The sequence below is a fragment of the Thermobispora bispora DSM 43833 genome (assembly GCF_000092645.1).
Lineage (GTDB): Bacteria > Actinomycetota > Actinomycetes > Streptosporangiales > Streptosporangiaceae > Thermobispora > Thermobispora bispora.
Window position 1 is genome coordinate 610,008 of the sequence record NC_014165.1, and the last position, 20,556, is coordinate 630,563.

Sequence of the window (20,556 nt, forward strand, 5' to 3'; positions counted from 1 at the left end):
GCAGCGTGGGCGCCTCCCCGAATGGGGCGGCGCCCACGCCCCTCTCGCGCCGGCCAAGCGATATTAAGGAGCCTTTCTTAATGAGACTTGTGGAGCGCCGTTTTCCGGTCGCCATGACGTCCACTGCGCCCAAAGTCGCCGTTCGAGAATGCGGTCTTCCGGTATCCGCCATCGAATCACTATGCTGTACCGATTCGTTCGCCCTGATCCGTCGTCAGGTCAGGGAGACCGCGTGGCTTAAGGGCGAAGGAAAACGGCTCGCGGTCGATTTGGGCCTGCTCATCGGTGAGCGGGGGGATGGCGACGACGGGCTACGGCCCGTTCTGGTCGGCCTGCGCCGGGCTCTGCACACCGGCCGCCTGCCCGATGCACGTGAGTGGACTCCGCGCGTCGCCTCCGCACTTCCGGCCGAGCTGGCCGCGCGCGTGGCCGACTGGGTGACGCGGATGCGCGCGCTCACCAGAGCGCGACGGGAACTGCCCGAGCTGTTCGCCGCCGAGGCCCGGGTCAAGGAGAAGGTGCTGGCCCAGGTCGCGGCCGACCCGGGCTTCCGCCGGGCGCTTTCGCTGGCGAGCCCTGAGCTCGCCGCTGACCTCGACCGCTGGCTCGCCGAACCGGCCCGCCGTCCCAAGACGCAGAAGCTGCTCCGGCTGGCCAAGTACGTCGCCCGGGCCGCCGTCAAGACGAGCCCGTACAGCACGTTCACCAGCATGGGAGTGGCCGTCTGGGAGAACGGGGAGGATTGGGCGGACGGCGCGATCGTCCGCTTCGCGCCGCGCGAGCCCCCATCGGTCATCCTCGAACCCAGCGGCGAGTGGCTGCACGGTGCGCTGCGCGCCTGGCTCGCTCGGCCCGAGAACCTCGTCCGTTCCAGGTTGCGGCTCAACCCTTCACTGGTGATCCGGGCTGACAAGGCGGAGTTCCTTGGATTCCCGCCACGCGAGCCGATCATCCGGATGGGCCTCACTCCGGTCGTCGCCACTGTCCTGCGTTTGGCCGAACCGGCAGCGGACGCTGACGGCTGGATCGATCCGATGGGGTTCCGCGATCGGCTCGCGCGCGACCTGCCGGCCGAGCCGGAACAGGTCGATCGGCTCCTTCGCTCGCTGATCGAGGCCGGGGTGCTGGAGGCGCACCCCCTCACCAGGGCCGGGCTGCCGGAAACCGGCGAGTGGGCCGAGATCCGCGCCGCACTCCGGCACGATCCCCATGGCGAGGATCCGGAGGCGTATCGCGTACGGCTCGCGCGGTTGAAGCGGGCCATGACCATGATGTGGCCGCAGGGCGACACGACCGCCCTGCTCCACGAGACCGCGGTGGTCACCCGGCCGGTCGCCTCCCTGAATCCCACCGCCTGGGGCCGCGGGCTGAGCGACCTCGACGTGGTCAGGCGATGGCTCTCGGTCTTCGACGGGAAGCTACCGATCCGGATCGTGGTCGCCGAATACCTGCGCGCACGGTACGGCGAGCACGCCCGGGTACCGTTCCTCACCTTCCACCGGCACGTGCAGGAGGAGATCGCCGGGGACGCGCCCTCCGGCGCCGACCTGCGGACGTTCGTCGGCCGTTCCGCCGCGATATGGGCGCCTCCACTGGCGCACTCCCGGCTTCCGAGGCTGCGTGAGCTGGCCAAGCTCCGGGAGGCCGCACGTGAGCTCGCTCTGGGGCGACCGGAGCACGACGGCATCCAACGGGTCGACCCGGAGGAGCTCATCAAGCAGATGGCCACGTGGCCGGAGTGGATCGTGGTGCCCCGCTCCTGTGCCTGTTACGTGCAGCCGGCTCCGGAGGGCCGTCTGGTGCTCAACGTCGTTCACGGCGGGCACGGGCGCGGGCTGCGCCGGCTCAGCCATCTCATCGGCAGGGTGCGCGGCGAGGCGGTCGATCATCCGATGGTCGCGGACGAACCGGAGGGGACGGTCTATGCGGAACTCTCCGGATCCCTCGGCTCGACGCTCAACGTCCACGTGCCCGGTACCCGATACGAGATCGACTACCCGTTCTCGCCAGGCGACCGGTCCCGCGATCGCCGGCTGCCGCTGTCGGATCTCGAGGTGGTGCTCGCTCCCGAGACCGGGCTGGCCGAGCTGCGCTCCCGGCGGCTCGGTTTCCGGGTGATCCCCCTGCATCTCGGCATGGCGGCCGAGTTCCAGTTACCGCCCGCCGCTCGCTTTCTGGAACGCGCGTTCGGCGTCACCTACCTCCTGCACCCGAGTGCACCACCGCTGCTGCGCATCGGTGAGGTACCGCCGCCCCAGGAGGTCACCCGCTATCCCCGCGTGGAGGTGGGCCGAGTGGTGGTGCAGCGCCGCAGGTGGCTGGCTCCCGCAGGCACCCTCCCGATCCGGGCGAAGGGGGAGGACGACGCCTCGTACCTGCTGAGGCTGGTGGCGTGGACCGATGCGAACGGCATACCGACCAGATCGTTCGTCCGCGCCTGGCAGGAGCGGATGGTGCAAGCGGGGCAGGACAAGGCGCGTAAGCCCCTCTTCCTCGATCTGGCGAACCCGTTCCTGGTCAAGGTCTTCGAACGCCAGATCCGTGATTGCGCGTTCGTGCTCTTCGAAGAGGCGCTGCCGGACCCGGCCGACGCGCCGCCAAGAGAGGGCTCCGACCTGCCCCGTGTGATCGAGTTCCTCGTGGAGCTGGGCGAATGACGCCGCATGAAGCCGAAGTGATCTGGGTGAGCGCCCACATATTCCATCAAGGCCCGCTCGATCGGCTCGTCACCGAGGTGGCCGGTCCGCTCTTCGTTGAGCTGGCGGCCGCCGGGCTGAGCACCCAGGGCTTCTTCTTGCGCTACTGGGAGGGCGGCCCGCACCTCCGGTTCCGGGTCCGGCTGCTTCCCGGGGCGGATGCCGCCGAGACCCGCCGGCTGATCAGGGAACGCGCCTGCGCTTACCTGCGGCGGTATCCGTCGCAGGATGTCCTCGATCGCGAGGAGTACGCCAGGCTGGCGGAGGTGCTCGCCGCCCGGGAGGGGCTGACCGGCCACGCCCGTGAGCTCTATCCGAACGACTCGGTGCAGTTCATTTCCTACCGGCCGGAACACCACAGATACGGCCGCGGACCATCGCTCGAGGCCGTGGAACGGCATTTCGCGGAGTCCAGCCGGATCGCGCTGGAGCTGCTCCACGCCGGGCTGACGATCCCGCAGCGAGGGGCGGTATGGCTGACCATGCTCATGGCCACCTGGCTGCTCGCGGGCTCACGAGGCGAGGACGCGTTCCGCCCGTGGCCGGACGCCCGCAAAGAGCAGGCGTTCGACCGTGAGCGGGAACGGTTGACCGGCCTTGCCCGGCATGCCCGGCAGCTCACCCTGCGGCCGCCGGATCCGGAGGCGCAGGGCGTGCTAGCGGCGTGGCACGGTTCCGTGGCCCGGCTCGCCGACGCGCTGGCCGCGTCCGGCTTCACCGCGACGCGGACCGCGACCGTGCTGGACCTGTGCGCGCACCTGCTCGCCAACCGTCTGGGCATCCGGATCCAGGACGAGGCGAGGCTGCGCTATCTGGCGTCCCGGGCGCTCGATGAGGCGGAGGTGACCGTGTGATGGCCGCCGGCGAGCGGTGGTGGCGGTTCCGGGTGGACTACCACGCGGGCCCGATGGACGACCTGATCCTCGACGGTGTGCGACCGGCGTTCGCCGCCTTCGCCGCGCAAGCACCCATGGCCTACTTTCTCCGCCACTGGCGGCGAGGTCCGCACCTGCGGATCTATGTCAGCACCACGCGGGAGGCTCTGGAGGCCGTGGTACGCCCGGCCATCGAGCACGTCGTGGGCGGTTACCTGCGGGCCCGGCCTTCCCCCGGGATGGCCGACCCGTCGGCCTTTCTCCCGCTGCACGAGCGGCTTGCCGAGCTGGAGGGTGAGGACGGCCCGCTCATGCCGTGGTCTCCGGACAACACGATCCACGCAGAGGGGGAGAGACCGGAGCCCTTGACGGTGCGGGACGTGCTCCTAGCCGACTTCTATGCGGACACCACCCCCTCCGTCTATCACGCGCTCGAACGGGTGAGATCCGGGGCCTCGCTGCCCACGATCGCCTTCGACCTGGTGGTCGCGACCGCCCACGCCCTTTCCACCGGGGGACTTCCGGTGGCACGGACCTCACTCCGCTCACATGCCGAGGCGTACCTGGCCCGGCGATCGGACGGCGTTCGGCTGCGCGAGCTGTGGCGCGACCATTACGCGCGCAACCGTGAGGCCTTCACCGAACGGCTGATCGCGGTGGCGTCGTCAGCGGAGAGCGCGGAGAACGGGGCGCACTTGCCGCATGTCCGGGAGTGGGTGCGGCGCTTGCGCCCGATCCGGGAGCGGGCCCGGGCGCTCCTGGAGTCGGGTGAGCTGACGCTGGAGTACGCATCCCCGGCAGAGGGCGCACGGGACCTGCCGTCGCTCGCCGAGGTGTCCGCGTTCCACCGGGAGCTCGAGTCGCGTCCCGAGTGGGCGAGACTGCGCGACTCCCCTGCCTTCGGCGCTTACCGATTGGTGATCAACTGTACGTACCTGCACCTCACCCGGCTGGGGCTGACGCCGCATCAGCGGTTCCTGGTATGCCATCTCGCCGCCGATGCCGCCGCCGACGTCTATGGGATCGCCGCGCACGAGGAGGTTGCCACCCGATGACCATCCCCCCAGGGCTCACGGAGCGGTATGCGCTGCGGGCGGGCGTGCACAGCGCCGTGCTGCCGGACGGCGTGATGCGGCTGTTCGCCTGGCCCCACGCTGAGTCGATCGGCGCCCTCAGCGCGGATGAGACCACGCTGCTGAAGGAGCTGGCGGAAGGACCGCGGGAGATCGCCGATCCCGCGCTGCGGCCTTTCGTGGAGCGGTTGTTCCGGGGCGGCTGGCTCAAGCGGACCCTCAGCCGGGGAGAACACGACCTGTACACGCTCGATCCGCTGCGCCGACCGGGATCGCGGCCCGCCCCACCCGACGATCCGGTGCTCTCCCGGTTCGCCGCAGTACGCCGGCGTCCGTCCGGGTTCGTCATTGAATCGCCATTGGCCTGGTGCGACGTGCACGTCCACGACCCCGCGCTGCTGCCTGACCTACTCGAGCCGGCAGGCGGGCGGGCGGGCCGGTCCTCGCTGGCCCCGCAGATCCGCCGCCAGGCGCTTGCGGACCTTGCATGGGCGGGCCTGGTCGTACCCCGGGGCGCGGAGGACGGCGCTCTGCGGACCCGGCAGTGGGCGCCGCACGAGCTCGACTTCCATCAGCGCAGCAGGCTCTACCACCGGGGCTACCTGGGTGACGGGTTCGGCGGCACGTTCTGGGCTCGGGGCACCTTCGACCCGCCCCAGGCTCGGCCGCAGCGGTATCCCGGGGATCCGATCCCGCTCCACCGGCCGGATCTGAACGCGTTACGCGCGGCCGATCCACCGCTCACCGCGGTCCTCGAGGACCGCCGGTCGGTGCGGGAGTACGACGACGACGCCCCCATGACCGTGGAGCAGCTCGGGGAGCTGCTGTACCGGTCGGCCAGGATCCGGGACGTCAAGGTGATCGATGGCGTGGAGTACGTCAGAAAGCCGTACCCGTCCGGTGGCTCCGTCTACGAGCTGGAAATCTACCCGGTGGTGCGGCACGTGGCCGGTCTGGCGCCCGGCATGTACCACTACGACGCCTACGAGCATGTGCTCCGGCCGGTCCGCCCGGCCGGCCACCCAGCGGTGCGCCGGATGCTCACCGTGGCATCGCACGGATCCGCGGTCGGCATCCGCCCGCAGCTCCTGCTCGTCGTGTCCGCCCGGGTCGGCCGGGTGATGTGGAAGTACGAGGGCATGGGTTATGCCCTGATCCTCAAACACGTGGGCGTGCTGTACCAGACGCTGTACTGCGTGGCGACCGCGATGGGACTCGCCCCGTGCGCCATCGGCAGCGGCGACTCCGCCGCCTTCAGCGAGGCGACCGGGCGTGACCCGCTGGAGGAGTGCGCGGTGGGCGACTTCCTCCTCGGTAGCCGTCCGGCATCCGGCTCCACCGTGGAGGAATCGTGATCCCGGCGCGGCCCGTGCTGACCCCCGGCGTCCGGTACGCGCCGACCTCGGACGGGGTGGCATTCCTCACCCGCGACGGCATCGTGTCGATCACCGGAGTCTCGATCCACCGGTGGATCGACCGGATCGCCCCGCATTTGACCGGTGAGCGGAGCGTGGCGGAGCTGACGGACGGGCTGGCACCGGAGCGCAGGGCCTTCGTGCTCCGCCTGCTCCAGGCGCTGGCCGATCGCGGCCTGATCATCGACGCCGCGGGCGGCCGGGAGCCACGCCTCGAGCGTGGCACCGCCTGTGCACTGCACGTCACCGAAACCTGCGGACCGTACCGTGAGTCGCTGCCGAAGCTCGCCCGTTCCCTCGCCGACGCCCTCACGAGGGCGGGCTTGGACGTGCGGCTGGCGTCGGCGAGCGAACCGTGCGATCCGGAGCGGTGCCATGCGCTCGTCCACCTGACTGCAGCCGATGAGGTGGGGCTGGCCGCGGCGGAGCGGCTCGACCGACTGAGCGAGCGATGGGGGGTGCCGATCGCCCATGTCGTGGTGTGGGGCGGGGAGATATGGCGGACCGAGGCGGGCACGGTGGGGGAGGACGGCCTGCCGCTCGCCGCGGGATGGCGCCGGCTGACGGCCCTCCGTCCTGACACGGAGGAGCGCGTCCCGATCTCCCCTACCGCGGCGGTCGTGGTCGCCGGTCAGGTGGCCGCTGATGTCCGCGACCGCCTCACGACCGCCACACGGGCCGGGCGCCGGCCCCGGTTGCACGTGGTGGAGCCGGCGCGGCTCACGTGCCGCGCCCACCATTTCATCCCGCACTTTCACACCATGCCGCTCACCGGGGACGCGCCGCTGGCCGAAGAGCTGACCGAGGAGGAGTTCTCCCGGCGGGCGGCCGCGCTGATGGACGACCGCACCGGGGTGTTCACCGAGATCGCCGAAGGTGACTTCGGCCAGCTCCCGCTGCACGTCGCGGTGACCACCGTCGCCGATCCGGTGGGACTGCTCGGCCCGGCCGGGGATCGGCCGCGCGTGATCGGGGTGGGGCCGGACTTCGCCACCGCCCGGTATCGGACGGCGCGTGCCGCGATCGCCCTCTACGGTCTGCTCGCGGTGGATCCGCGCCGCCTGGTCGATGCGGACGGTGAACCGCTGGCCGGGCCACGGACCTCCGCGGCGGAGCTGGAGGATCTGCTGGGCAGGATCCGCGCGGGCGGGCTGCCGGCCTTCGTGCGCGCCGAGGACGTGCGCGGCGGCCCGCCTCGGCTCCTCCCCGCGTCCTCGGTCTTCCCCTTTGCTACGGCGCGTGCCCTCCTCGCCGGAACCGTCCCCACGGGCACCGCCGTCGGCTACTCGGAGGAGGGCGCCCTCCGGGCCGCACTGCTCGATCACTGCCGCGAGCGCACGCTCGCCGATCTTGCCAGCCGTCGGGTCGCCCGGCTCACTCCCGATACCGCTCCATCGGATCCGGTCACCGCCCGCTACCTGGCGTTCCTGCGCGCGATCGGCCTGCCGTTCGACGTGCTGGACGCGACGGGTCCGCTGGGCGTCCCGGTGTACGTCGGGGTGCTCGACGGCCGGGTGGTGGCGGCCGAGGCCGGCGCCTCGCCCGGGGAGGCGTTCCGTTCGGTGCTGGAAGGCATCCTCCGCGGTCTCCAGGGCATTCCAGCGGCCCGTTCGCTCCCGGACACGCTCCCGCCGGTGCTCCCCGAGGCGATGGCCGTGCCCGACGGCTCCCCGTTGAGCGCGGAAGCGCTCGCCGCCGCCTTGGCGCGGGCCGGGCTGTCGGTGTCGGTCGTCCGGCTCGACCACGATCGGCGGGTGCACGCCCTGATCCCGCATTGTGTCCGCGTCATGGTGACCGGTGAGGAGAGCGCACATGTCTGATGCCCTGGCCGCGGCGATCATCGGGGCCGGCCTGCTCGCCGATGAGCTCGCCGCCGCGTTCCGGCCGTACGGCGAGGTGATCAGGCTGGACGAGGTGGAGCGGGCCGAAACGGAGGCGCACCGGTTGCGGGCGCTCGTGATGGCGTGCGACGGATGGGATACCTCTATTTATAGGGAGACCCGCGAACGCTGCCGGAGGCTCGGCATCCCGTGGCTGCCCGTCCGGACCGAACACGGGATTGCCGTGATCGGCCCGCTCGAACGGCCCGGGGAGCCCGGGTGCGCGCACTGCTTCGAGCTGCGCAGGGAACGGGCGCGCCCTGACGCGGCGGCCTACCGGGCGATTCTCAACCACCACGGACCGGAGCTCGCCAAGCGGCCGTCGCCCTATCTCGACGAGCTGGCGGCCGCAACCATCGCGGCGCTGGGCGTACGGATGATCGATCAAGGCTCCGGGTGTCACGTCTGGTACGTGAGGCTCAACGGTCTGACCGTGGAACGCCACGCCTTCCTGCCCGAGCCCCTCTGCCCTGAATGCGGGTCACTGCCGATGGACGATCGGGACTCGGCGGTGATCGTCCTTCGGTCCCAGCCGAAGCGCGCCCCGGACGACTACCGCACCAGGGACATCGTCGATGAGCTCGACGCGCTCGTGGCGGATTACGTCGACGGCGAGTCGGGATTGATCCGGCCGCTGGTCCGCGACACGCAGGGCGGCCTGGTGATAGCCGGGGCGATGCTGCCGTTGCGGTTCGCCGGCGGCTCGGAGCCAGGGGTCGGCCGGACCCGCGGCTACCGCACCAGCGAGGTGACCGCCATCTTGGAGGCGCTGGAGCGGTGGGGCGGGGTCGAGCCCGGAGGCAAGCGCACCGTAATCCGGGCGGCCTTCCGCGACATCGCCGCGGACGCGCTCGACCCGCGGACGCTCGGCGTGCATTCCCCCGAGGCCTACGCGGCCGAGGATTTCCCGTTCCGGCCCTTCACCGAGGACGAGGAGACCGAGTGGGTCTGGGGATACTCCTTCGCCCGTCGTTCCCCGATCCTCGTCCCGGAGACGGTGGCCTATTACTACGTGCACCGCGACCGGCCACGACAGGAGCGGCCGTTCCTGTACGAGATCTCCAACGGATGTGCACTGGGCAGCGGCATGGAGGAGGCGATCCTCTACGGGATCCTGGAGGTCGTGGAGCGCGACGCCTTTCTCATGACCTGGTACGGCCGGCTCGGTGTGCCACGGATCGATCTCGATTCGGCGAAGAACAGGATGGTCCCGCTGCAGGCCGCCGCGATCAGCGCGGAAACCGGCTACCGGATCGAGGTCTACGACACCACGATGGAGCACGGGATCCCATCGGTGTGGGCGCTCGCGATACGAGGCGGCGAGGAGCCCACGGCGGCCCCGCGGCCGCGCATGGTGTGCGCGGCCGCGGCTCACCTCGATCCCGAGCAGGCGGTGCTCAGCGCACTCAGCGAACTGGGACCACTGCTCGCCGACTTGCTTCGCCGTTACCCCGACGAGGCCGAGCGGGCCCGGCGCATGGTGGACGACCCCGGCCTCGTCACCACGATGCACGACCACTCGACCCTGTACGGCGCCGACGAGGCGTTCGGCCGGCTCGAGTTCCTCACCGGCACGGCCTCGACCAGGGATCTCGCCGCCATGCGGGAGTCCACCGTGGCGTTCCGGTCGGCGGACCTCCGTGACGATCTCCTCGAGGTGATCGGCCGCATCCTGGCCGAGGGAATGGACGTCATAGTCGTCGACCAGACCACTCCCGAGCACCGGGTGCACGGCTTCACCTGCGTCAAGGTCCTGATCCCCGGGATGATCCCCATGACCTTCGGCCACCGTAATCGCAGGCTCGACGGCCTCACCCGGCCGCTGGTGATCCCGTACCGGCTCGGGTATCGCCCGGCGCCGCTCACCCCCGAGGCGCTCAATCCGCACCCGCACCCTTTCCCGTGAGGAGCGCCGCGGTGACATCACGGCAAAGATCTGCGCCGGCTTCGATCCTCCAGGGGGTGGAAGCGCTGCTGAGGCCGCTCGCGGTGTTCCGGGCAGACCTGCACCGGAATCCAGAGCTGTCCGGCCAGGAGCGGCGCACCGCCGAGCGGCTCGCCCGGTGGCTTGGGCACGCCGGGTGCGAGGTCTTCACCGGGGTGGGCGGCCATGGTGTCGTGGCACGCCTGCGAAACGGCGAGGGGCCGCTCGTCCTGCTCCGCGCTGAATTGGACGCGCTCCCGGTCCGGGAGGAGACCGGTCTGTCCTACGCCAGCACGGTCACCGCGGCGCGGCCGGACGGCCGGGTCGTTCCCGTCGCGCACGCCTGCGGACATGACATCCACATGACCTGCCTCGCAGGGACCGCCGAGCTGCTCGCCGCCAACCGCGCATCCTGGCGGGGGACCGTGCTACTGGTGGGGCAGCCTGCAGAGGAGACGCTGACAGGGGCGGCGGCGATGCTCGACGATGGCCTCTACCAGCGGTTCGGCGTGCCGGACGTGGCGCTCGCGCAGCATGTGGCGCCCCTGCCCGCGGGCGTGGTGGCCCATGCGCCACCCGGGGAACCGCTCACCGCCGCCGGGGCGGAGCTGCGCATCGTGATACGCGGCCGGGGCGGGCACGGCGGGATGCCGCACCTCGCCGTGGATCCGGTGGTGGTGGCCGCCTCGGTGGTGCTGCGGTTGCGGGCCATGGCCGTCCAGGAGCGCAGGCCCGGTGAGCACGTGGTCGTGACGGTCGGGGCGCTGCATGCGGGAGAGCGGGCGAATGTGATCCCGGACTCCGCCGTGCTCGAGGCGATCGTCCGCGCTCCGTCGCTGGCGGCCGTGGATCGGGTGGTGGAGGTGGCACGCCGGGTGGTGGAGGATGAGTGCCTGGCCGCGAGGTGCCCCGATCCGCCCGAGTTCACCGTGGTCACCAGGGTTCCCGCGGGGATATCCGATCCGGTCGCGGCCGCGCGGGTACGGCGGGCGCACCTCGCCGTGTTCGGCGCGGGCCGGGTGGTGGAGGTGCCGCAGGGCCAGGCCAGCGAGGACTTCCCCCTGTTCGGGGCGGATGGGCGTGTGCCCACCGTCTACTGGTATGTGGGCTCGGTGCCACCCGCCGTCTGGGACCGCGCGCCTGGAGCGGGGCCGCTGGAGAAGCTGCATTCTCTTCCGGCCGCGCATTCTCCGAAGTTCAGTCCTGACCCCGTGGCCACGCTGCGGGCGGGCATCACCGCGCTGGCGGCCGGCGCGCTCGCCTGGCTCGGCACCGGACCGCTGGGAAATGGTGAGATCATGTCCTTCGGCTCGCTACCATGAAAGGAGCCATCGGCCCAGCCCGCCTACGGTCTGCAGCAGGTTGATCCAGCGGCGCGCCGTACGCCTGCCGTACGGAGCGCCTCTGTTTTGACGTGAAGTGCGGCGGTAGGTAGGCTGAGCCTTCGTGCCCATGGTTCGTGGGCCCGCACGTGCGTTCTGACAAGCCGTTCTCACGGCGATCCGGAGAGCGCCGTGCGTCCTCCCCCGGCTGGATCCCTCCGTTTCGGAGCTGCGTCTTCAAGGCGCGACACGCCCGAGCGCGGGGGTCGGAGCGAGGGGAGAAATCGCAGGTCAGAGCATATGCCGACCTGCGAAGAACACGAGGGAGAAGTAGCTGGGCTGAGCGTGGCCGAGCGTACTCGACCCGAAAAGACGTAGCACCGGCCAAGGCGCGAAATGGAGACGTAGTGCCTACTATCCAGCAGTTGGTCCGTAAGGGCCGACAGGACAAGGTTACGAAGACCAAGACCCCGGCGCTGAAGGGAAGTCCTCAGCTACGGGGCCACTGCGTGCGCGTCTACACTACGACTCCCAAGAAGCCCAACTCGGCGCTGCGCAAGGTGGCCCGTGTTCGGCTGACCAGCGGCATTGAGGTCACCGCATATATCCCGGGCGTTGGGCACAACCTTCAGGAGCACTCGATCGTGCTCGTGCGTGGCGGTCGTGTGAAGGACCTGCCAGGCGTTCGCTACAAGATCATTCGTGGGGCGCTTGACGCTCAGGGTGTCCGCGGTCGTAAGCAGGCCCGGAGCCGTTACGGCGCGAAGAAGGAGAAGAGCTGAAATGCCGCGCAAGGGATCCCCTGGTCGCCGCCAGCTGCCGCCTGACCCGGTGTACAACTCACCGCTGGTGACCGCGCTGATTAACAAGGTTCTCCGGGACGGTAAGCGGTCGCTCGCCCAGAAGATCGTTTACAGCGCCCTGGAGGGTTGCCGGCAGAAGACCGGTAATGACCCGGTCGTCACTCTCAAGCGGGCTCTCGACAACGTGAAGCCCACCCTCGAAGTGCGCAGCCGGCGTGTCGGTGGTGCCACCTACCAGGTGCCCGTGGAGGTGCGCGCCGCCCGCAGCACGACGCTGGCGCTTCGCTGGATCGTTCAGTACGCCCGGCAGCGCCGCGAGAAGACGATGATCGAGCGGCTCACCAACGAGCTGATCGACGCGAGCAACGGCCTCGGTGCCAGCGTGAAGCGGCGCGAGGACACGCACAAGATGGCCGAATCGAACAAGGCCTTCGCCCACTACCGCTGGTAGTCGGCCCCGACGACGTAAGGACGCACAGAAGTGGCCACCACGACCGCTCTTGACTTGGCCAAGGTCCGCAACATCGGGATCATGGCCCATATCGACGCGGGCAAGACCACGACGACCGAGCGCATCCTGTTCTACACCGGCATCAACTACAAGATCGGCGAGACCCACGAGGGCTCGGCGACGATGGACTGGATGGAGCAGGAGCAGGAGCGTGGCATCACGATCACGTCGGCCGCCACGACCTGCAAGTGGCTCGATCACACGATCAACATCATCGACACGCCCGGTCACGTGGACTTCACCGTGGAGGTGGAGCGTTCGCTTCGCGTCCTCGACGGTGCCGTTGCCGTGTTCGACGGTGTCGCCGGCGTGGAACCGCAGTCGGAGACGGTCTGGCGGCAGGCGGATCGGTACGGCGTCCCGCGTATCTGCTTCGTCAACAAGATGGACCGGGTCGGCGCCGAGTTCCACCGCTGTGTGGACATGATCGAGTCCCGGCTCGGCGCGGTGCCGCTCGTCATCCAGCTCCCCTGGGGTGTCGAGGCCGACTTCAAGGGCGTCATCGACCTGGTGCGGATGAAGGGTCTGTACTGGCGCCCTGAGGCGGTCAAGGGTGACATGTACGACCTCACCGACATCCCGGCCGAGCACCTCGACCTCGCGCGCGAGTGGCGCGACAAGCTGATCGAGACCGTCGCGGAGCACGACGACGAGATGATGGAGCTCTTCCTCGAGGGCGAGGAGCCCACCGAGGAGCAGCTCCGGGCTGCGATCCGGCGCGCCACGATCAAGGGCGCCGTCACCCCGGTCCTGTGCGGCAGCGCCTTCAAGAACAAGGGCATCCAGCCGCTGCTCGACGCGATCGTCTACTACCTCCCCGCTCCCACCGACATCCCCGCCTTCCAGGGCCACGCGGTGGGCAACGAGGATGAGGTCGTCGAGCGGCACGCGGACCCGAACGAGCCGTTCGCGGCGCTGGCGTTCAAGATCACGAGCGACCAGCACCTCGGCAAGCTCACTTACATCCGCGTGTACTCCGGCAAGATCGACGCCGGGACCACGGTCATCAACTCGACCAAGGGCAAGAAGGAGCGGATCGGCAAGATCTACCAGATGCACGCGAACAAGCGCGAGGAGCGCCCGTCCGCGTCGGCTGGTCAGATCGTCGCCGTGATGGGCCTGAAGGACACCACCACCGGTGACACCCTCTGCGACCCGAACGCTCCGGTGGTCCTGGAGTCGATGAACTTCCCGGCTCCGGTCATCAACGTGGCGATCGAGCCCAAGACCAAGGGCGACCAGGAGAAGCTCGCCACCGCGATCCAGCGGCTGGCCGAGGAGGACCCCACGTTCCAGGTCCGCCGGGACGAGGAGACCGGCCAGACGGTCATCTGGGGCATGGGCGAGCTCCACCTGGAGATCATCGTCGACCGGATGCGCCGCGAGTTCAAGGTCGAGGCGAACGTCGGTCGCCCGCAGGTGGCCTACCGGGAGACCATCCGCCGCAAGGTCACCGGCGTCGAGTACACGCACAAGAAGCAGACCGGTGGCGCCGGTCAGTTCGGCCGCGTGGTCATTGACTTGGAGCCGCTCGGCGAGGGCAACGACGGCTACGAGTTCGTCAACAACATCACGGGTGGCCGCATCCCGCGGGAGTTCATCCCGTCGGTGGACGCGGGTTGCCAGGAGGCCGCCGAGTTCGGTGTGCTCGCCGGCTACCCGATGGTGGGCGTCAAGGTCACGCTCCAGGACGGCGCCTACCACGAGGTCGACTCGTCCGAGATGGCTTTCAAGATCGCCGGGTCCATGGCCTTCAAGGAGGCCGCCCGCAAGGCGGAACCGATTCTCCTCGAGCCGCTGATGGCCGTCGAGGTCACCACGCCCGAGGAATACATGGGTGACGTCATCGGTGACCTCAATGGTCGTCGTGGGCAGATCCAGGCGATGGAAGACCGGACCGCGGGTATCAAGGTCATTCGCGCCCTCGTCCCGCTCGCGGAGATGTTCGGGTACGTGGGTGACCTGCGGAGCAAGACCCAGGGCCGGGCCGTCTACAGCATGCAATTCCACTCCTACGCGGAGGTGCCTCCGGGCATCGCCAAGGAGATCGTCGCGAAGGCTCGGGGCGAATAGTCCGCTCGAGGGCGAAAGCCCTCTGCGTACGAGGCACCCGCGGGTGCCACGCCGTACGGAGCCGGAGTAAGCAGGACGGAAGTCAAGTCAGAAATCTCTTAAGGAGACAGACCAGTGGCCAAGGCCAAGTTCGAGCGGACTAAGCCGCACATGAACATCGGCACCATTGGGCACATCGACCACGGCAAGACGACTCTGACCGCGGCGATCACCAAGGTGCTGCACGACCGGTACCCGGACCTCAACGTGGCGACCCCGTTCGACAAGATCGACAAGGCGCCTGAGGAGAGGGCCCGCGGTATCACCATCTCCATCTCGCACGTCGAGTACCAGACGGAGAAGCGCCACTACGCGCACGTCGACTGCCCCGGTCACGCCGACTACGTGAAGAACATGATCACCGGTGCCGCCCAGATGGACGGCGCCATCCTGGTGGTCGCCGCGACCGACGGCCCGATGCCGCAGACCAAGGAGCACGTCCTCCTCGCCCGCCAGGTCGGCGTGCCGTACATCGTCGTCGCCCTGAACAAGGCCGACATGGTCGACGACGAGGAGATCCTGGAGCTGGTCGAGCTCGAGGTCCGCGAGCTGCTCAGCTCGCAGGGCTTCCCGGGCGACGAGGTGCCGGTCGTCCGCGTCTCGGCCCTCAAGGCGCTCGAGGGCGACCCCAAGTGGGCCGAATCGATCATCGAGCTGATGAACGCGGTGGACGAGCACGTCCCCGAGCCGCAGCGTGAGGTCGACAAGCCGTTCCTCATGCCGATCGAGGACGTCTTCTCGATCACCGGTCGGGGTACCGTCGTCACCGGCCGTATCGAGCGCGGTGTCATCAAGGTCAACGACACCGTCGAGATCATCGGTATCCGGGACAAGAGCCTGTCCACCACCGTCACCAGCATCGAGATGTTCAACAAGACCCTCGACGAGGGTCACGCCGGTGACAACGCGGCGCTCCTGCTCCGGGGTATCAAGCGCGACCAGGTCGAGCGCGGCATGTGTGTCATCAAGCCGGGTTCGACCACGCCGCACACCGAGTTCGAGGCGCAGGTCTACGTCCTCTCCAAGGACGAGGGCGGCCGGCACACGCCGTTCTTCAACGGCTACCGCCCGCAGTTCTACTTCCGCACCACGGACGTGACCGGCGTGGTCCAGCTCCCCGAGGGCACCGAGATGGTGATGCCGGGCGACAACACCGAGATGCGCGTCCAGCTCATCCAGCCGGTCGCCATGGAGGAAGGCCTGAAGTTCGCGATCCGTGAGGGTGGCCGCACCGTCGGCGCGGGTCGCGTAACCAAGATCATCAAGTAGTGACCGCAGGGCGGCGGTCGGGCCCGTGAGGGCCTGACCGCCGCACCACGCAGGGGCCCGAACGGGTCCCGACCCACGGGCGACGCCACCGTGATCTCGCAGTGGCTTCGGTTGTTCCGGCCGAAATCACTGCCAGGTCACGGATAACACCGGACCGGGTTCCGGTGCGTCGGCCGTGTGGCCTGACACCAGCGGCAAAGGGCCGCGCGAAGCTTTATAGGACGACAGCGAAGGACACCGAGGCCATCATGGCGGGACAGAAGATCCGCATCCGGCTTAAGGCGTATGACCACGAGGTCATCGATAGCTCGGCCAAAAAGATCGTCGAGACGGTGACGCGGACCGGAGCCAAGGTCGCTGGCCCGGTGCCGCTGCCGACCGAAAAGAACGTGTACTGCGTGATCCGGTCGCCGCACAAGTACAAGGACAGCCGCGAGCACTTCGTGATGCGCACCCACAAGCGGCTGATCGACATCATCGACCCGACGCCGAAGACGGTCGACTCGCTGATGCGGCTCGACCTCCCCGCCGGCGTGGACATCTCCATCAAGCTCTAAGGAACGCACTGACATGGCTAGGCAGATCAAGGGCGTCCTGGGCAAGAAGCTCGGCATGACCCAGGTCTTCGACGAGGCGAACCGGGTGGTCCCGGTCACCGTCGTGGAGGCCGGTCCGTGCGTGGTGACCCGGGTCCGCACGCCGGAGAAGGACGGCTACTCCGCCATTCAGCTCGGGTACGGGCAGATCGACCCGCGGAAGGTCAACAAGCCCCTCGGCGACTACCTGCGCAAGCACAACATCACCCCGCGCCGCTACTTCGCCGAGATCCGTACCGACGACGCGTCCGAGTACACGCTGGGTCAGGAGATCACCGTCGACATCTTCCAGCCCGGCGACTACGTGGACGTCACGGGCCGGAGCAAGGGCAAGGGCTTCGCCGGTGTCATGAAGCGCCACGGCTTCCGCGGGCTGGGCGGCTCGCACGGCACCCAGCGCAAGCACCGGTCGCCCGGCTCCATCGGGGCGTGCGCGACGCCCGGGCGCGTGTTCAAGGGCCTGCGCATGGCCGGCCGGATGGGCAACGCCCGCACGACCGTCCAGAACCTCAAGGTCCAAGCCGTGGACGCCGAGAAGAACCTGATTCTCGTCAAGGGTGCGATCCCCGGCGCCAACGGCAGCCTGGTCCTCATCCGCACCGCCGTCAAGAAGGGGGCTGCTGCCAAGTGAGCACCACGATCGACGTCCTCGATGCCAACGGTGCCAAGGCGGGGACCGTGGAGCTGCCGGAGGAGATCTTCGGCGCGAAGGTCAACGTCCCGCTGATGCACCAGGTCGTCGTCGCGCAGCTCGCCGCGCGCCGGCAGGGAACGCACGCGACCAAGACCCGCGGCGACGTCAGCGGCGGTGGCAAGAAGCCGTACCGCCAGAAGGGCACGGGCCGGGCGCGCCAGGGTTCGATCCGCGCGCCGCAGTTCACCGGCGGTGGCACCGTCCACGGTCCGCAGCCGCGCTCCTACGACCAGCGCACCCCGAAGAAGATGAAGGCGGCCGCCCTCCGCGGCGCCCTCTCGGACCGGGCGAGCTGCGGTCGTGTCCACGTGGTGACCAACCTGATCACCGGTGACACGCCCAAGACCAAGGTCGCCCTCGCGGCGCTCCGCAAGGTCACCCAGGCCCCCCGGGTGCTCGTGGTGGTCGACGAGAACGACGAGCTGACCTGGCGGAGCCTGCGGAACGTCCCCGAGGTCCACCTGCTGGACGCGGGCCAGCTCAACACCTACGACGTGCTGGTCAACGACGACGTGGTCTTCACCCGCGAGGCATTCGAGCAGGTCGTTGCCCGGCTTGGCAAGAGCGGGAAGGAAGAGGCCTGATGGAGAAGATCACCGACCCGCGGGACATCATCATCAAGCCGATCATCTCCGAGAAGAGCTACGGCCTGATCGACGAGCAGAACAAGTACACCTTCCTGGTGCGCAAGGATGCCAACAAGACGCAGGTGAAGATCGCGATCGAGCAGATCTTCGGCGTCAAGGTGACCGGGGTCAACACGATCAATCGCAAGGGCAAGGTCAAGCGGACCCGGCGCGGCTTCGGCCGGCGTCCCGACACCAAGCGGGCGATCGTGAGCCTGGCCGAGGGCCACCGGATCGACATCTTCGGTCCGGCCAGCTGAGCGCCTGCCGCACGAGGGGAGAGTGACGGGTTCCCCGCCTGAGGCGGGGCGCACCCGACCAGCCAGCACCGGAGACCCGCCGGGAGGCGGGGCCGCCGGTACGAACGACGAAGGATGAACGAAAGAGATGGGCATCCGTAAGTACAAGCCGACGACCCCGGGCCGTCGCGGCGCGAGCGTCTCGGACTTCTCCGAGATCACCCGCAGCCGGCCCGAGAAGTCGCTGCTTGCCCCCCTCCACCGCAAGGGCGGCCGTAACCACCACGGCCGGGTCACCGCCCGGCACCAGGGAGGCGGACACAAGCGCGCCTACCGGATCATCGACTTCCGCCGCAACGACAAGGACGGGATCCCGGCGAAGGTCGCGCACATCGAGTACGACCCGAACCGGACCGCCAGGATCGCGCTGCTCCACTACGCCGACGGCGAGAAGCGCTACATCCTCGCGCCCGTCGGGCTCAAGCAGGGGGACCTGGTCGAGAACGGTCCCACGGCGGACATCAAGCCGGGCAACTGCCTGCCGCTCCGCAACATCCCGACCGGTACCTTCATCCACGCGGTGGAGCTGCGTCCGGGGGGCGGCGCCAAGCTGGCGCGGAGCGCCGGGGCGCAGATCCAGTTGCTCGCCAAGGAAGGCAACTACGCCACCTTGCGCATGCCGTCCGGCGAGATGCGCATGGTCGACGTGCGCTGCAGGGCCACCGTCGGCCAGGTGGGGAACACCGAGCAGGCCAACATCAGCATCGGCAAGGCCGGCCGGAACCGCTGGAAGGGCAAGCGTCCTTCGGTCCGCGGTGTCGCGATGAACCCGGTCGACCACCCGCACGGTGGTGGTGAGGGCAAGACCTCGGGCGGTCGCCACCCGGTGAACCCGAAGGGTAAGCCGGAGGGCCGTACCCGCCGGCCGAACAAGCCCAGCGACCGGCTGATCATCCGTCGTCGGAGCAAGAAGAAGCGGTAGGAGCAGCCGAAATGCCACGTAGTCTTAAGAAGGGTCCCTTCGTGGACGATCACCTGATGAAGAAGGTGATCGCGCAGAACGAGAAGGGGACCAAGAACGTCATCAAGACGTGGTCGCGGCGTTCCATGATCGTGCCGGAGATGATCGGCCACACGATCGCTGTGCACGACGGCCGCAAGCACGTCCCGGTGTTCATCACCGAAGCGATGATCGGCCACAAGCTCGGCGAGTTCGCTCCCACGCGGACTTTCCGCAGCCACGTCAAGGAAGACCGGCGCAGCCGGCGGTAAGCGCCTTCGAGTAGGCATCAGAGGAGTTAAGCGATGGAAGCCAGGGCACAGGTGCGGTTCGCGCGCCACACGCCCCGGAAGGCCCGCCGCGTGGTGGACCTCATTCGCGGGCTGCCCGCTTCGGAGGCGCAGGCCGTGCTGAAGTTCGCCCCGCAGGCGGCGAGCAAGACCGTCTACAAGGTCCTCCAGAGCGCGATCGCGAACGCCGAGCACAACTTCAAGCTCGACAAGGACACGCTCTGGGTCAGCCGTGCGTGGGTCGACGAGGGGCCGACGCTGAAGCGGTTCCGTCCGCGCGCTCAGGGTCGTGCGTACCGGATCAACAAGCGGACCAGCCACATCACCGTGATCGTGGAGTCCCGCCCGCAGCAGCAGCCGCAGCAGCAGAAGAAGAAGAGGAGGGCCCGCTAGTGGGACAGAAGGTCCACCCGCACGGGTTCCGCCTCGGCATCACGACCGACTTCAAGAGCCGGTGGTACGCCGAGAAGCTGTACAAGGACTACGTGGCTGAGGACGTGGCCATCCGGCGCATGCTCCAGAAGGGCATGGAGCGGGCCGGCATCTCCCGCGTGGAGATCGAGCGCACGACCGACCGCGTCCAGGTCGACATCCACACCGCCCGGCCGGGCATCGTGATCGGCCGCCGCGGTGCGGAGGCCGACCGCATCCGGGGCGACCTCGAGAAGCTGACCGGCAAGCAGGTCCAGCTCAACATCCTCGAGGTGAAGAACCCCGAGATCGACGCCCAGCTCGTCGCCCAGGGCGTGGCCGAGCAGCTCTCCAGCCGGGTCTCGTTCCGGCGGGCGATGCGCAAGGCCATGCAGACCGCGATGAAGAGCGGGGCCAAGGGCATCCGGATCCAGTGCTCGGGTCGTCTCGGCGGCGCCGAGATGTCGCGCTCGGAGTTCTACCGCGAGGGCCGCGTTCCCCTGCACACGCTCCGCGCGGACATCGACTACGGCTTCTACGAGGCCCGCACCACCTTCGGCCGCATCGGCGTGAAGGTGTGGATCTACAAGGGCGACGTGCCGACCAACCGCGCCGAGCGCGAGGCTCTCGCCGCCGCGAGCGCCCGGGCGAGCCAGCGCCAGGAGCGCCGTGGTGAGCGTCCGCGCCGGGGCGGCGGCAGCGAGCGTCCCCGCCGTGGTGGAGCGAGCCGCGGCGAACGTGCCCCGAAGACCGAGGCGGCCGCCCAGGCCGCCCCTGAGAGCGGCCCGGCGGAGCAGCCGGGTGCTGGAGGGAGCTGACC

Annotated in this window: 19 protein-coding genes; all 19 read left to right on the plus strand. The window is 69.3% G+C overall.

The window, feature by feature from the left end; all coding sequences use genetic code 11:
- Positions 1 to 80 precede the first annotated feature (80 nt).
- The 19 genes from TBIS_RS02750 (at position 81) to rpsC (ending at position 20,554) form a co-directional block, all read left to right on the plus strand.
- Positions 81 to 2,657: a lantibiotic dehydratase gene (locus tag TBIS_RS02750; protein ID WP_013130810.1), complete on the plus strand. Its 2,577-nt coding sequence runs from the start codon at positions 81 to 83 to the stop codon at positions 2,655 to 2,657.
- Positions 2,654 to 3,550 (plus strand): thiopeptide-type bacteriocin biosynthesis protein, encoded by an 897-nt coding sequence (locus tag TBIS_RS02755; RefSeq protein ID WP_013130811.1) that lies wholly within the window; start codon positions 2,654 to 2,656, stop codon positions 3,548 to 3,550. The genes TBIS_RS02750 and TBIS_RS02755 overlap by 4 nt, the downstream gene beginning before the upstream one ends.
- Complete coding sequence (locus TBIS_RS02760) at positions 3,550 to 4,626, plus strand: thiopeptide maturation pyridine synthase (RefSeq protein WP_013130812.1); 1,077 nt, start codon at positions 3,550 to 3,552, stop codon at positions 4,624 to 4,626. Before TBIS_RS02755 ends, TBIS_RS02760 begins: the two co-directional genes overlap by 1 nt.
- Complete coding sequence (locus tag TBIS_RS02765; RefSeq protein ID WP_013130813.1) at positions 4,623 to 5,999, plus strand: SagB/ThcOx family dehydrogenase; 1,377 nt, start codon at positions 4,623 to 4,625, stop codon at positions 5,997 to 5,999. The genes TBIS_RS02760 and TBIS_RS02765 overlap by 4 nt, the downstream gene beginning before the upstream one ends.
- A complete protein-coding gene (locus TBIS_RS02770) occupies positions 5,996 to 7,879 on the plus strand; it encodes a YcaO-like family protein (RefSeq protein WP_013130814.1) in 1,884 nt (627 codons plus the stop codon). The genes TBIS_RS02765 and TBIS_RS02770 overlap by 4 nt, the downstream gene beginning before the upstream one ends.
- Positions 7,872 to 9,845: a TOMM precursor leader peptide-binding protein gene (locus TBIS_RS02775; protein ID WP_013130815.1), complete on the plus strand. Its 1,974-nt coding sequence runs from the start codon at positions 7,872 to 7,874 to the stop codon at positions 9,843 to 9,845. Before TBIS_RS02770 ends, TBIS_RS02775 begins: the two co-directional genes overlap by 8 nt.
- Positions 9,846 to 9,901: 56 nt before the next feature.
- A complete protein-coding gene (locus tag TBIS_RS02780; RefSeq protein WP_158306169.1) occupies positions 9,902 to 11,185 on the plus strand; it encodes an amidohydrolase in 1,284 nt (427 codons plus the stop codon).
- A 407-nt stretch (positions 11,186 to 11,592) separates the two neighbouring features.
- On the plus strand, positions 11,593 to 11,967 hold the full coding sequence (gene rpsL, locus TBIS_RS02785; RefSeq protein WP_013130817.1) for a 30S ribosomal protein S12: 375 nt from the start codon (positions 11,593 to 11,595) through the stop codon (positions 11,965 to 11,967).
- Between the two features lies 1 nt (position 11,968).
- Complete coding sequence (gene rpsG, locus TBIS_RS02790; protein WP_013130818.1) at positions 11,969 to 12,439, plus strand: 30S ribosomal protein S7; 471 nt, start codon at positions 11,969 to 11,971, stop codon at positions 12,437 to 12,439.
- Between the two features lie 81 nt (positions 12,440 to 12,520).
- Positions 12,521 to 14,572: an elongation factor G gene (gene fusA / locus TBIS_RS02795; protein ID WP_050760615.1), complete on the plus strand. Its 2,052-nt coding sequence runs from the start codon at positions 12,521 to 12,523 to the stop codon at positions 14,570 to 14,572.
- A gap of 114 nt (positions 14,573 to 14,686) precedes the next feature.
- Positions 14,687 to 15,880, plus strand: coding sequence for an elongation factor Tu (tuf, locus tag TBIS_RS02800; RefSeq protein ID WP_013130820.1), 1,194 nt, complete (start codon positions 14,687 to 14,689; stop codon positions 15,878 to 15,880).
- A 248-nt stretch (positions 15,881 to 16,128) separates the two neighbouring features.
- Entirely contained in the window at positions 16,129 to 16,437 is a 309-nt protein-coding gene (gene rpsJ, locus TBIS_RS02805) for a 30S ribosomal protein S10 (RefSeq protein WP_013130821.1), read from the plus strand.
- A 13-nt stretch (positions 16,438 to 16,450) separates the two neighbouring features.
- A complete protein-coding gene (gene rplC / locus TBIS_RS02810; protein WP_013130822.1) occupies positions 16,451 to 17,107 on the plus strand; it encodes a 50S ribosomal protein L3 in 657 nt (218 codons plus the stop codon).
- Positions 17,104 to 17,754, plus strand: a complete 651-nt coding sequence (gene rplD, locus TBIS_RS02815; protein ID WP_013130823.1) for a 50S ribosomal protein L4 — start codon at positions 17,104 to 17,106, stop codon at positions 17,752 to 17,754. The genes rplC and rplD overlap by 4 nt, the downstream gene beginning before the upstream one ends.
- Positions 17,754 to 18,056 (plus strand): 50S ribosomal protein L23, encoded by a 303-nt coding sequence (gene rplW / locus TBIS_RS02820; protein ID WP_013130824.1) that lies wholly within the window; start codon positions 17,754 to 17,756, stop codon positions 18,054 to 18,056. The genes rplD and rplW overlap by 1 nt, the downstream gene beginning before the upstream one ends.
- A gap of 127 nt (positions 18,057 to 18,183) precedes the next feature.
- The gene (gene rplB / locus TBIS_RS02825; protein ID WP_013130825.1) at positions 18,184 to 19,017 is read left to right on the plus strand and encodes a 50S ribosomal protein L2; all 834 of its coding nucleotides are present in this window, start codon (positions 18,184 to 18,186) and stop codon (positions 19,015 to 19,017) included.
- 11 nt (positions 19,018 to 19,028) lie between these two features.
- Positions 19,029 to 19,307, plus strand: coding sequence for a 30S ribosomal protein S19 (gene rpsS, locus TBIS_RS02830; protein ID WP_013130826.1), 279 nt, complete (start codon positions 19,029 to 19,031; stop codon positions 19,305 to 19,307).
- Positions 19,308 to 19,340: 33 nt separating this feature from the next.
- Entirely contained in the window at positions 19,341 to 19,718 is a 378-nt protein-coding gene (rplV, locus tag TBIS_RS02835) for a 50S ribosomal protein L22 (RefSeq protein WP_013130827.1), read from the plus strand.
- Positions 19,718 to 20,554 carry a 30S ribosomal protein S3 gene (rpsC, locus tag TBIS_RS02840; RefSeq protein WP_013130828.1) on the plus strand — a complete coding sequence of 279 codons (837 nt, stop codon included), beginning with the start codon at positions 19,718 to 19,720 and terminating at the stop codon, positions 20,552 to 20,554. Before rplV ends, rpsC begins: the two co-directional genes overlap by 1 nt.
- The last annotated feature ends 2 nt before the right edge of the window (positions 20,555 to 20,556 follow it).